We start from the raw sequence: 12,778 nt of genomic DNA, 5'->3' as shown, positions 1-12,778 counted from the left end.
TCGCGCGACCGCCGCGTCGGTGTCGCCCTCTCGGGGCGGCACCGACGCGGCGGTTCGCCGTCCAGGTAGTTTCGGGTCTAAGGTGCGACGGCACCCGCGGACGTCGGCCGGATGGCGGCGACCGGACGAAAGGTCTCTCTGATGGCGTGGTACGTGGCCCGAAGGGTCATGCAGCTCATCCCGGTGTTCCTGGGAGCGACGCTGCTCATCTATTCACTGGTCTTCCTCCTCCCGGGGGACCCGATCCAGGCGCTCGGCGGCGAGCGCGGACTGCCGCCCGCGGTGGCAGACCAGCTCCGCGCGCACTACAACCTGGACAAGCCGTTCATCATCCAGTACCTGCTGTACCTGAAGGGCCTCCTGTCCTTCGACCTCGGCGTCTCGTTCTCGGGACGTGAGGTCTCCGAGATCATCGCCTCGGCGTTCCCCACCACGTTCCAGCTCGCGATCATGGCGCTCGTCATCGAGGCCGTCTTCGGTGTGGGCGTCGGCCTCATCGCCGGCATGCGCAAGGGCGGCATCTTCGACGCGACCTTCCTGGTCGTCTCGCTGATCGTGATCGCCGTCCCGATCTTCGTGATCGGCTTCGTCGTCCAGTTCGTCTTCGGGGTGAAGCTGGGGTGGTTCCCACCGACGGTGGGATCGGACGTCACGTTCTACACCTTGCTGGCCCCCGCGATCGTCCTCGGCTCCGTCTCGTTCGCGTACGTGCTGAGGCTGACGCGCACGACCGTCGCGGAGAACCTCTCGGCGGACTACGTCCGCACCGCGACCGCGAAGGGCCTGGCCCGGCCCCGCGTCGTCCGCGTCCACGTCCTGAGGAACTCGCTGATCCCCGTGGTCACGTTCCTCGGGGTCGACCTCGGCGCGCTCATGGGTGGCGCGGTCGTCACGGAGGGAATCTTCAACGTCCCCGGTATCGGCAACGCCCTGTACACGGCGATCAAGGCGCAGGACTCCCCGTCGGTCGTCTCGATCGTCACGGTGCTCGTGATCGTGTTCCTGATCGCCAACCTGCTCGTGGACCTGTTGTACGCGGTGCTCGACCCGAGGATTCGTTATGCCTGAGAACCGACCGAACGACGAGCTCCTGCACGGAGCGTCCAGCGCCCCCTTCGCCGACCAGGAGCACTACTTCGCCGACGAGGACACCTCTCCCGTCCTCGACGCCGTCGATGCACCTGACGAGTCAGCGCCCCCGACGAGCCTGTGGCGGGACGCCTGGAACCAGGTCAAGGTCCGTCCGCTCTTCTGGGTGTCCGCTGCCCTGATCCTTCTCGTCGTGCTCGTCGCGGCGTTCCCGCAGCTCTTCTCGTCCGTCGATCCCCGGCAGTGCGACCTGGGGAACAGCTACGGCGCGCCGTCGGCCGGGCACCCCTTCGGGTACGACCGGCAGGGCTGCGACATCTACTCCCGCGTCATCTACGGTGCGCGTGCCTCGGTCGTCGTCGGCGTGCTGACGACGATCGGCGTGGTCATCATCGGGTCCATGATCGGAGGGGTCGCCGGCTTCTACGGGAAGCTGACCGACTCGCTGCTGTCCCGCGTCGGCGACATCTTCTTCGCGATCCCGCTGCTGCTCGCCGCGATCGTCACCATGCAGGTGCTCGACCGCAACGTGTGGACCGTCGCCGGTGTGCTCATCGTCTTCGGCTGGCCGCAGATCGCCCGCATCACCCGAGGTGCGGTGCTGTCGGTGCGCAACTCGGAGTTCGTCACGGCGTCGCAGGCGCTCGGGCTGTCGAAGCCCGCGATCCTCGCCCGGCACGTGATGCCGAACGCCATCGCGCCGATCATCGTCATCGCGACGGTGTCGCTGGGTACGTTCATCGTGGTCGAGGCCACGCTGTCGTACCTGGGTATCGGGCTGCCGCCGACGACGGTCTCGTGGGGTGGCGACATCTCCCAGGCCCAGGCGGCGCTGCGGACGAACCCGCAGGTCCTGTTCTACCCCGCAGGGGCCCTGGGCCTGACCGTCCTCAGCTTCATGATGATGGGCGACGTCGTGCGCGACGCCCTCGACCCGAAGGCACGGAAGCGATGAGCGAGACGAACGACACGAACACCACACCTCAGGCCGACGCCCCGCGTGAGGACCAGCAGCCGCTGCTCGCCGTGCGGGACCTCGAGGTCTCCTTCACCACCGCGGCCGGCGAGGTCAAGGCGGTCAAGGGGATCGACCTGACCGTGTACCCGGGACAGACGGTCGCGATCGTGGGTGAGTCGGGCTCCGGCAAGTCGACGTCCGCGCACGCCGTGATCAACCTCCTGCCCGGGACCGGGAAGGTCACCGGCGGGACGATCACGTTCGACGGCAAGGACATCACGAAGGGGAGCACCAAGGACTACGTCGCTCTCCGTGGCCGCCGGATCGGTCTGGTCCCGCAGGACCCGATGTCGAACCTCAACCCGGTGTGGCGCATCGGCTACCAGATCAAGGAGGCGCTCACCGCGAACGGGGTCTCCTCGACGCGTGCGGAGCGCCAGTCGCTGACCAGCGGGATCGTCGCCGACGAGCTCCTGTCGGACGACGACCTGTACCTGTCCAGCGAGGCCAAGAAGAAGCTGCTCGCCGAGCTGCGTACGGCACTCGGTGGTCGGGACGGAGCCGACGACGCCGTCGCACGGGCGGACGAGCAGCTCGCGGTCGGTTCGAGCACGCGGGCGGACGCCCGGCGGGTCCTCGACGAGGCCGGTCTGCCCGACGCCGACGCGCGGACCGCCGCGGTGGTCAAGGGCGGCTCGATGAACGACCGGGTCGCCGGACTCCTCTCCGAGGCAGGTCTCCAGGACGCGGAGCGGCGGGCACGCCAGTACCCGCACGAGTTCTCCGGCGGCATGCGCCAGCGGGCGCTGATCGCCATCGGGCTCGCGGCGAGGCCGCAGCTGCTCATCGCCGACGAGCCGACCTCGGCGCTCGACGTGACGGTGCAGCGCACGATCCTCGACCACCTCGGTGAGCTCACCAAGGAGCTCGGCACCGCGGTGCTCTTCATCACCCACGACCTCGGCCTCGCCGCCGAGCGCGCCGAGCACCTCGTCGTGATGTACCAGGGCAAGGTCGTCGAGTCCGGGCCCGCGCGCCAGATCCTCGAGTCGCCGAAGCACGCGTACACCAAGCGTCTCGTCGCCTCGGCCCCGTCGCTCGCGTCCCGGCGCATCCAGAGCGCTCGTGCCGCGGGTGTGGACACCGAGGAGACGCGCGCGCTGCACCACGGCAACGAGCGCGCCGACGACGTCATCGTCGCGGAGAACCTGACCAAGGTGTTCCGGCTCCGTGGGTCCCGCCCGGGCAGCCACACGGACTTCACAGCGGTGGACGACGTGAGCTTCCGGCTCCCGCGGGGCACGACGCTGGCGCTCGTGGGGGAGTCGGGCTCCGGCAAGTCGACGGCCGCGAACATGGTCCTCAACCTGCTCGAGCCGACCAAGGGCAAGATCATCTTCGACGGTGTCGACCTGACGGCGCTGAACAAGAAGGAGCTCTTCAAGTTCCGTCGGCGCGTGCAGCCGATCTTCCAGAACCCGTACGGCTCGCTCGACCCGATGTTCTCGATCTTCCGGTCCATCGAGGAGCCGCTGCGCGTCCACAAGGTCGGCAACAAGAAGTCCCGCGAGAAGCGCGTGCGCGAGCTCCTCGACATGGTCTCGCTGCCCCAGGCGACCATGCGGCGCTTCCCGAACGAGCTCTCCGGCGGTCAGCGGCAGCGCATCGCCATCGCGCGGGCGCTCGCGCTCGAACCCGAGGTCATCGTCTGCGACGAGGCCGTCTCCGCGCTGGACGTCCTCGTCCAGGCGCAGATCCTCACGCTGCTCAACGACCTGCAGGCCGAGCTCGGTCTCAGCTATCTGTTCATCACCCACGACCTCGCGGTGGTGCGGCAGATCGCGGACCACGTGTGCGTGATGCAGCAGGGCAAGATCGTCGAGCAGGCCAGCACCGACGACGTGTTCGAGAACCCGCAGCAGGAGTACACCAAGGAGCTGCTCGCAGCGATCCCTGGTGCCACGCTCACGCTGGGCGCGGGTTCACAGTCCGGCAGCTGACGCCTGAACCCTCCCGGCGCGCCTGGCGCACCGGGACGGCCGGCAGGCCGACCGCCCAGGCCACGGACGACGTCCGACGAACGGCGCGGCGACCCTCACGCGAGGGTCGCCGCGCCGTCGTCGTCCCCTCTCCCGAGCGGCACGCACGGGCCCGTAGGACGTGAGACTGCGCACGATCCGGGACACCCGGCGTGCGAGGTGGGTAAGATGACAGCGCGCGATCTCCGCGCCTCCCCCTGATCGAGATGAGAATTCCTTCCATGACCGTGCCCTCCGCAGCGCCGTCTGTGCGCCTCGTGCGCTCCGACCTGCGCAACGTCGCGATCGTCGCCCACGTCGACCACGGCAAGACGACACTCGTGGACGCGATGCTCCACCAGGCCGGATCGTTCACGAGCCACCAGCACGTCGACGAGCGTGCGATGGACTCCGGCGAGCTGGAGCGCGAGAAGGGCATCACGATCCTCGCGAAGAACACGGCCGTCCGCTACGCCGGGCCGGCCGCCGCGACGGTGGGTCAGCCCGACGGCGTGACGATCAACGTCATCGACACCCCGGGCCACGCCGACTTCGGTGGTGAGGTCGAGCGCGGTCTGTCCATGGTCGACGGTGTCGTCCTGCTCGTCGACGCGTCCGAGGGGCCGCTGCCGCAGACCCGCTTCGTGCTGCGCAAGGCGCTGGCCGCGAAGCTGCCCGTGATCCTCGTCGTCAACAAGGTCGACCGCCCCGACGGCCGCATCGAGGAGGTCGTGGCCGAGTCCACCGACCTGCTCCTGGGCCTGGCGAGCGACCTCGCCGACGAGGTCCCCGACCTGGACCTCGACGCGATCCTCGACGTCCCGGTCGTCTACGCGTCGGCGAAGGCCGGGCGCGCCTCGATCGAGCAGCCGGACAACGGCACGCTCCCGGCGGACGAGGACCTCGAGCCGCTCTTCCTCACGATCCTCGAGAAGATCCCCGCCCCGGCCTACGACGAGGGCGCTCCGCTGCAGGCGCACGTCACGAACCTCGACGCGTCGCCGTTCCTCGGTCGTCTCGCGCTCCTGCGCATCTTCAACGGCACGATCACCAAGGGCCAGACGGTCGCGTGGGCCCGCCAGGACGGCACCCTGCAGAACGTCCGGATCACCGAGCTCCTCGAGACCAAGGCGCTCGAGCGCGTCTCGACGGACTCCGCGGGGCCCGGCGACATCGTCGCGGTCGCCGGCATCGAGGACATCACCATCGGCGAGACCCTCACCGACCCTGACGACCCGCGCCCGCTGCCGCTCATCACCGTCGACGACCCGGCGATCTCGATGACCATCGGGATCAACACGTCCCCGCTCGCGGGCAAGGGCGGCAAGGGCCACAAGGTCACCGCCCGCCAGGTCAAGGACCGCCTCGACAAGGAGCTCGTCGGCAACGTCTCGCTCAAGGTCCTGCCGACCGAGCGTCCCGACGCGTGGGAGGTCCAGGGGCGTGGCGAGCTCGCCCTGGCGATCCTCGTCGAGCAGATGCGCCGCGAGGGCTTCGAGCTCACCGTCGGCAAGCCCCAGGTCGTCACGAAGATGGTCGACGGCAAGGTGCACGAGCCGATGGAGCGCATGACGATCGACGTCCCCGAGGAGTACCTCGGCTCGGTCACGCAGCTCCTCGCGCAGCGCAAGGGCCGCATGGAGTCGATGAGCAACCACGGCACCGGCTGGGTCCGCATGGAGTTCCTGGTCCCGGCGCGCGGCCTCATCGGGTTCCGCACCCGGTTCCTCACCGACACGCGTGGTACCGGCATCGCGTCCTCGATCTCCGAGGGCTACGAGGCCTGGGCCGGACCGATCGAGACCCGCGTCCAGGGGTCCCTCGTCGCGGACCGCGCCGGAGTCGTCACGCCGTTCGCGATGATCAACCTGCAGGAGCGGGGCGCGTTCTTCGTCGACCCCACCCAGGAGGTCTACGAGGGCATGATCGTCGGCGAGAACTCGCGCGCCGAGGACATGGACGTGAACATCACCAAGGAGAAGAAGCTCACGAACATGCGTGCTGCCTCGAGCGACACGTTCGAGAACCTCACGCCCCCGCGTCACCTGACGCTCGAGGAGTCCCTCGAGTTCGCCCGCGAGGACGAGTGCGTCGAGGTCACGCCGCAGTTCGTGCGGATCCGCAAGGTGCTCCTGGACTCGACGGACCGCGCCCGCGCGGCCGCGCGCCTCAAGCGCGCCTGATCGGGAGCAGCAGGTGCGCGCGACCGCGGCCGTCCCGCGCGGCGGGCTCGTCGCGGTCCACGCGCACCCGGACGACGAGACCCTGACGAGCGGTGCCCTGCTCGCCACCTGGGCGTCGTCGGGCGAGCCCGTCGGCCTCGTGACCTGCACGCGGGGGGAGCGGGGCGAGGTGATCGGCCCCGACCCGTCGGGTCTCGAGGGGGACGGGCCGGCGCTCGCCGCGCACCGTGAGCGCGAGCTCGCTGCGGCCCTCGATGCCCTCGGCGTCACCGACCACGCGTTCCTCGACACGCTCGACCTGCTCGACGGTCCTTTCCCCGGTGGCGCAGGTGGCACCGGGTCCCGCGGTCCCGCGGGCGGGCGTCGGACGGCGTCGCGCGAGCCGGTCCGGTACGAGGACTCGGGCATGGCGTGGGTCGCGCCCGGGGTCGCCGCGCGCGACGCCGTGCTGCCGAGCGGGGCGTTCGTCGGGGTCGACCTGGACGAGAGCGCGGGCCGGCTCGCCGGGCTGCTGCTCGAGCGCCGTCCGCGGGTCGTCGCGACCTACGAGCCGGGCGGCGGGTACGGGCATCCCGACCACGTCCGGGCGCACGAGGTGACGGTGCGTGCCGTGGTGCTCGCCCACGCGAGTGCGGGCGAGGCGTTCGTCGAGGAGCTGTGGTTCGCCGTCCTGCCCGAGTCCGTCGCCCGGTCCACCCGGCGCTCCCTGCCGGCCCGCCCAGGTCTCGAGCTGCCCGCTGTCGACGGGGCGCTGCCGTCGGTCGTCGTCCCCGACGACGACCTCGGTGACGTCGTGACCGTCGAGGTCCCCCGGTGCTGGACCACGTGCTCGCGGCCCTGCGTGCGCACGCCACCCAGGTCCAGGACGCGCGACGTGTCGACGGCGTGACCGGGGTCGTCGCGAGCCTCGCCCTCAGCAACGGGGTGCTCGCCGCCGTGCCCGGCCACGAGTTCTACGCCCGCCACCGGGTAGCGTGACGGGGTGACCACGCGCTCCGTACCGATGAGGACACTGCTCCTGCGGCTCACGGGCTGCCTGCTGCTCGGCGTCGTCGCCGGCGCGGTCGGGACCGTCGCGCACCGGATGACCCTCGCCGACGTGATCCCGATCGGGGTGGTCCTCGCCCTCGCGCTCACGGGCACCACGGCGGTCCTCACCCGAGCTTGGGCGGGTGGTGGCGGCCTGCTCGCGACGGCCGTGGGGTGGGTCGTGATCGTCCAGCTGATGGCGCTCGAGGGCCCCGGCGGCGACGTGATCATCGCTGGTGGTGCCGCCGGGGGAGCGGTCGGCTACGTCTGGTCCTACGGCGGCCTCGTCGTGCTCGGCATCGCGGCGTTCGCGCCGCGTCGCTGGTTCTCCGACGTCGCGCCCGCCGCGCCCGCCGCGCCCGTCGGGCCGGACGAGGACGAGCCTGCCGGGACGCGCGGGCTGGACGCGGACACGCGGACCTCGGCCGACCCATAGGATCGTCGCAACACCCGCGGCGCCGCTACGGCGCCGCTCGGCTCGACCCCGGAGACACGCATGGGAGACCGTTCCGACGCCGCGCAGCCCGACGAGCCCCGCGACGGGGACCGGGGTACGTCCGGCCTGGACGGGCTCGGCATCGGTGAGGAGCCTGCCCCGAGCCGCTGGCCCAAGGTGGCGCTGTGGACCGGGGTCGGTGTGGTCGTCCTCGGTGGCGCGTACGTCGGTGCGCAGTGGGCGCTCTCGGACACCGTGCCCACGGGGACGACGGTCGCCGGCATCGACGTCGGGGGGCAGAGCTCGGACGAGGCGCAGGCCACGCTCGACGCGGAGCTCGCCCCGCGAGCCAGGGAACCTCTCGCCGTGGAGGTCGAGGACCGGACCACGTCCATCGACCCTCAGGCCGCCGGGCTCGAGGTCGACACCGCCGCGACGGCCGCCTCCCTGACGTCGTTCTCGCTGCGCCCCCAGCGGCTCTGGGAGCAGATCGTCGGCGGCGGTGAGCACGACCCGGTCGTGACCGTCGACGACGACTCGCTGTCCGCCGAGCTCGAGGACGCCGCGGCGAGCCTCGACCTCGCGCCCGTCGACGGCACGGTCTCGTTCGAGGGCGCCGAGCCCCAGGCCTCGCCGGCGCAGGACGGGACGGCGGTCGACGTCGACCGGGCGAGCGACGTCATCGCGGACGAGTGGCTCGTCGGCGTGTCCCCGGTCCCGCTGCCGTCCGGACCGACCGAGCCCGACGTCACCCAGGACGAGACCGACGCCGCCCTCGCCGTCGCCGAGACGGTGGTCTCCGCCCCGGTCACGGTGGAGGTCGGGGACCAGCGCCCGGAGCTGCCGCCCGCCGCGCTCGCAGGGGCGGCGTCGTTCCCGGCGGTGGACGGCGACCTGGTCCTGACCTGGGACGAGGACGCGCTCGACGAGGCCGTGCTGGACCGGACCAAGGACCTCGAGTCCGACCCGACCGAGGCGCGGTTCGTGTTCGCCGACGACAAGCCGACGATCAAGGGCGGCAAGGCGGGCGCGGAGCTCGACCCCGCAGCCCTCACGGTGGCCGTCGACGGCGCCGCGACCTCGACCTCGACCGACGAGCGCACGGTCGCGGTCGAGCTCGTCCCCGTCGAGCCCGAGTCGTCGGCGGACGACCTGAAGGAGCTCGGGGTGAAGAAGAAGATCGTCGAGTTCTCCACGCCCCTGACCGACGAGCCGGTCCGGACCCAGAACCTGCGTGCGGCGGCCAAGAAGGTCACGGGCGTCCTGGTCCGTCCGGGCGACGAGTTCTCCGTCTCCGACACCCTCGCGCCCATCACGGTGGAGAACGGGTACTCGGTGGCGCACGTCGTCGTGGACGGCTTCGTCAAGGACGAGATCGGCGGCGGGTTGTCGCAGATGGCGACGAGCACCTACAACGCCGGGTTCCTCGCGGGCTTCGAGGACATCACCCACAAGCCGCACTCGTACTACTACGACCGGTACCCCGAGGGCCGCGAGTCGACCATGTACGTCGGTCAGATCGACGTGCGGTGGAAGAACGACTCGCCCTACGGGGCGCTGCTCCAGTCCTGGATCTCCGGAGACCGGCTGTACATCGCGGTCTGGAGCTCCGACTACTGGGACGTCTCCAGCTCCACCGGGCCGCGACGCGACGTCGTCGAGCCGACCACCGTCACGTCCGACAGCGACGGTTGCGCGCCCAGCGGCGCCGGCAACGCCGGGTTCACCGTGACCGTGACCCGCAAGGTCTCGCACGACGGCGACGTCGACAAGGACGAGGCGAAGACGTGGACGTACCAGCCGCAGAACAAGATCGTCTGCGAGTAGCCGCGCAGCTAGACTGCGCCGGTACGCGGGTCGGACGACCCCCACACACCAGTCGACGGCCCCGCGGGCCCGCTCGACGCTCGCGGAGGCCAGACGATGCTCGGACGCAGTGAGAGGGAGTCGGGCGAGCACGTCCGCCAGGCCGTCGAGTCGGCAGGGTGGACGAGGGCCGACGACGGCCCCGACGGCTCGGAGCGTCAGTCGGAGCTGCTGGACCTCGGGACCACGAGCGCCACGCTGGCGACGGTCGCCCGGATCGAGGGACTGCGCGCCGTGCTGCACATCGGTCACCCGTTGCAGCCCTCCGAGGACCTCGAGCGAGCACTCCTCGCCGCGGACCGCTCCCTCGTGGTGACGGGCGCCGTCGCGGTGCGCGCCGACTGGGTCTGGGTCGGTCCCTCGCGCGACGCTGGCGGCAGCGTCGTCGTCGACGAGGCCGGGATGCGCGACTGCCGCCACGTGCTGCGCGCGATGGGTGCCGCCCCGCGCCTCGTGCCCTCCCGCGCCGGCGTCGCCGAGCGGGTCGACCTCGCCGGGTCGGCCGGGTCGCTGGTGATCGAGCGGTCCCGCGTCCCCGCCGGGTTCGTGGAGCTCGTCGGCAGCGCACGGCTCACCGAGGGCGACCCGGTCTGGTACGGGCTCGTCGAGTCCCGCGCAGAGGCGGCGAAGGTCGAGGGTGAGGCCCAGGTCTGGTTCGCGTTCGGGCCCAGGGACGATCATCGCGGTTCGCTGCAGGAGACGCTGCGGGTCTTCGCCGACGTCGGCATCGACCTCGACCACCTGCGCAGCCACCCCTCGGCCGAGGGGCCCCACGTCTTCTTCGCCTCGTTCGCGTGCCCCGCGCCCACCGTCCTCGACGATCTCGTCGCGCGCCTCGACGACCGGGGTGTCGCGCGCCGGGTGCTCGCCGTGATCCCCGGCGTGACCTTCGTCCCCTCGCCCCAGGCGTTCCGCCCCGAGTGGGACGCGGCGCCCCGGGCCGCCGAGGCCCGGGCCGGACGGTGACCGGCGCGACGCCCCCGGGGGCCCTCGCCTACCTCGGCCCCGAGGGTTCCTTCACCCACCAGGCCGCGGCGGCGTGGTCGGCACGTCGCAGCGCCACGGGGGTGTGACGGCGGGCGGCTCGGCAGGCGCCTCGGCGGAGGTGCCGACACCGCGGCTGGTCCCGCTCGACGGGGTCGGCGCCGTCTACGGTGCGGTCGCCTCCGGGGACGTCGACCTCGGCGTCGTGGCGATCGAGAGCACGGTCGAGGGCTACGTCGTGCCCTCCTCGACGCGATCGTGGGTGCCGCGGACGTGGTCGGGATCGACGAGACCGTGATCGACATCGAGTTCGACGCGTTCGTCCGCCCCGGTCACGGGCGGCTCACCGAGATCGTCGCGCACCCGCACGGTCTGGCGCAGTGCCAGGAGCTCACGCGGCGGACGGGCCTGCGCGAGGTCCCGGCCGCCTCCAACGCGGCAGCCTGCCGCGACGTCGCCGACCACCAGGTCGCCCTGGGACCGCCGCTGTGCGGTGAGCTGTACGGGCTGGAGACGTTCGAGCGGGGAGTCAACGACTACCGCGGTGCCAGGACCCGGTTCCTGACCATCGCCCCCCGGGCGGGGCGCGGCGCGCCCTCGCCGGGTACGCGGCGTCCGACCTGGGTCGCGGGTGGCGCACGATGCTCGCGATCACGCCGGTGGTCACGGGGCCGGGCGTGCTCGCGCGCATCACCGCCGCCTTCGCGCAGTCGGGCGTGAACATGTCGAGCCTCATCACGCGGCCGGTGAAGGCGCGCGACGGCTGGTACGTGTTCGTCGTGACCATCGACGCCGCGCCGTGGGACGAGGGGCTCGCGCAGGTCCTGCGCGACCTGCTGGCCGTGGGCGACTCGCTCAAGACCCTGGGCGTGTTCCCGGCGCGCTCCGACCTGGAGGGCTCGCCGGGCGCCGAGCACCTGCCCGACGGCGGGGTGCGGCGCGGCGCGACGGCCGCCGAGCTCGACGCGGCTCTGGTCTGGGGCGCGCCGTGAGCGCGTTGGTCGGCCGGGAGGCCAGGACCGTCGCCGTGGTCGGCCTCGGCCTCGTCGGGGGTTCGGTGGCTCGCCGGCTCGTGGACCAGGGGCTGGACGTCGTCGGCGTCGACCCGTCGGCGGCGACCCGGACGGCGGCTGCCGCGGTGGGCGTCCGGTGCGCCGGGAGCATCGGGGACCTGGCCGTCGAGTGCGGCTGGTCGGCCGGTGAGGTGCCCGACGTGGTCGTCGTGGCGGTGCCGCTGCGCGCGATGGCCGAGACGGCGCGCGAGCTCGCCTCGGCTCTGGGAGTGGGCGCGACGCGCGGCGGCGTGGTCCTGACCGACGTCGGGAGCGTCAAGGCGCCCGTGCGCGAGGCCTTCGCCGCGGCGGGGCTCGCCGGGTCCTACGTCGGCGCGCACCCCATGGCAGGCACCGAGCAGTCGGGCTTCGCGGCGTCGAGCGCGCAGATGCTGGCAGGCGCGCGCTGGGCGGTGACCGTCGACCCGGCGACCGACGCGCAGCGGCTGCAGACTCTCCTCCGGCTCGTCACCGGCCCCCTCGGTGGCTCTGCGGTCCTGCTGAGCGACGCTGACCACGACCGCGCGACGGCACTCGTGAGCCACGTGCCCCACGTGCTGGCGACCGAGCTGTTGCGGCTGGTGGGGCGGTCGCCCGTGCGCGACGTCGCGCTCGGCCTCGCCGCCGGCAGCTTCCGGGACGGCACGCGGGTCGGCAGGACGGACCCGCGTCGCACCGAGGCGATGGTGCGGGACAACGCGAACGACGTCGCACCGCTCCTGCGCGAGGTGGCCCGCGACCTCGCGGTGCTCGCCGGACGGCTCGAGCGCGGGGAGGACATCGCGGCGGTGTTCGACGAGCCCGCCCCGGTGCGCGAGACCCTGGCGCGCGGTGGCGACGGTGGCGGCGACGATGTGGACGCGGCTGGTGCGGCTGGTGCTGTCGGCAGTGCGGGGCACGGGGACGACTGGCGGGCCAGGCTCCTTGCCGAGGCGGCCGCGGGGGCCGTGGTGGTCGGCGTCGACGCGGACACCGGGGCGCTGCGCTACGCCTGACCTGCCTGACCGGCCTGCGCTTCCTCACCGGTCTTCCTGTCGGGTCGTGACCTGCCCGACCTGCCTGCCCTGCCCGACCGGCCTGCGTCTCCTGACCGGCCTGCGCTTCCTGACCGGTCGTCCTGTCGGGTCGTGACCTGCCTGACCTGCCCGTGCGGGCCGGGCCGG

Annotated in this window: 12 protein-coding genes; all 12 read left to right on the top strand. The window is 72.2% G+C overall.

All coding sequences use genetic code 11. The annotated features are described in order from the left end of the window. Positions 1-141: 141 nt before the first annotated feature. Positions 142-1,068 (top strand): ABC transporter permease, encoded by a 927-nt coding sequence (locus QUE47_RS01265; RefSeq protein ID WP_286218248.1) that lies wholly within the window; start codon positions 142-144, stop codon positions 1,066-1,068. Next, a complete protein-coding gene (locus QUE47_RS01260) occupies positions 1,061-2,044 on the top strand; it encodes an ABC transporter permease (protein ID WP_286218247.1) in 984 nt (327 codons plus the stop codon). Before QUE47_RS01265 ends, QUE47_RS01260 begins: the two co-directional genes overlap by 8 nt. Further along, positions 2,041-4,047: a dipeptide ABC transporter ATP-binding protein gene (locus QUE47_RS01255; protein WP_286218246.1), complete on the top strand. Its 2,007-nt coding sequence runs from the start codon at positions 2,041-2,043 to the stop codon at positions 4,045-4,047. Before QUE47_RS01260 ends, QUE47_RS01255 begins: the two co-directional genes overlap by 4 nt. 260 nt (positions 4,048-4,307) lie before the next feature. Next, positions 4,308-6,248: a translational GTPase TypA gene (gene typA, locus QUE47_RS01250; protein ID WP_286218245.1), complete on the top strand. Its 1,941-nt coding sequence runs from the start codon at positions 4,308-4,310 to the stop codon at positions 6,246-6,248. 13 nt (positions 6,249-6,261) lie between these two features. After that, complete coding sequence (locus QUE47_RS01245; protein WP_286218244.1) at positions 6,262-7,137, top strand: PIG-L family deacetylase; 876 nt, start codon at positions 6,262-6,264, stop codon at positions 7,135-7,137. A 93-nt stretch (positions 7,138-7,230) separates the two neighbouring features. Continuing rightward, positions 7,231-7,713: a hypothetical protein gene (locus tag QUE47_RS01240; RefSeq protein ID WP_286218243.1), complete on the top strand. Its 483-nt coding sequence runs from the start codon at positions 7,231-7,233 to the stop codon at positions 7,711-7,713. Between the two features lie 60 nt (positions 7,714-7,773). Next, positions 7,774-9,540 carry a VanW family protein gene (locus QUE47_RS01235; RefSeq protein WP_286218242.1) on the top strand — a complete coding sequence of 589 codons (1,767 nt, stop codon included), beginning with the start codon at positions 7,774-7,776 and terminating at the stop codon, positions 9,538-9,540. Between the two features lie 96 nt (positions 9,541-9,636). Beyond that, on the top strand, positions 9,637-10,545 hold the full coding sequence (locus QUE47_RS01230) for an ACT domain-containing protein (RefSeq protein WP_286218241.1): 909 nt from the start codon (positions 9,637-9,639) through the stop codon (positions 10,543-10,545). 73 nt (positions 10,546-10,618) lie between these two features. After that, on the top strand, positions 10,619-10,861 hold the full coding sequence (locus QUE47_RS01225) for a type 2 periplasmic-binding domain-containing protein (RefSeq protein ID WP_286218240.1): 243 nt from the start codon (positions 10,619-10,621) through the stop codon (positions 10,859-10,861). Continuing rightward, a complete protein-coding gene (locus QUE47_RS01220) occupies positions 10,822-11,283 on the top strand; it encodes a prephenate dehydratase domain-containing protein (RefSeq protein WP_350227617.1) in 462 nt (153 codons plus the stop codon). The genes QUE47_RS01225 and QUE47_RS01220 overlap by 40 nt, the downstream gene beginning before the upstream one ends. Then, positions 11,205-11,555 (top strand): ACT domain-containing protein, encoded by a 351-nt coding sequence (locus tag QUE47_RS01215; RefSeq protein ID WP_286218239.1) that lies wholly within the window; start codon positions 11,205-11,207, stop codon positions 11,553-11,555. Before QUE47_RS01220 ends, QUE47_RS01215 begins: the two co-directional genes overlap by 79 nt. Then, positions 11,552-12,610: a prephenate dehydrogenase gene (locus tag QUE47_RS01210; RefSeq protein WP_286218238.1), complete on the top strand. Its 1,059-nt coding sequence runs from the start codon at positions 11,552-11,554 to the stop codon at positions 12,608-12,610. Before QUE47_RS01215 ends, QUE47_RS01210 begins: the two co-directional genes overlap by 4 nt. Positions 12,611-12,778 lie beyond the last annotated feature (168 nt).

Origin of the sequence: Paraoerskovia sediminicola (assembly GCF_030296575.1) — a bacterium.
GTDB lineage: Bacteria > Actinomycetota > Actinomycetes > Actinomycetales > Cellulomonadaceae > Paraoerskovia > Paraoerskovia sediminicola.
This window is presented reverse-complemented; position numbering and strand designations above follow the sequence as displayed.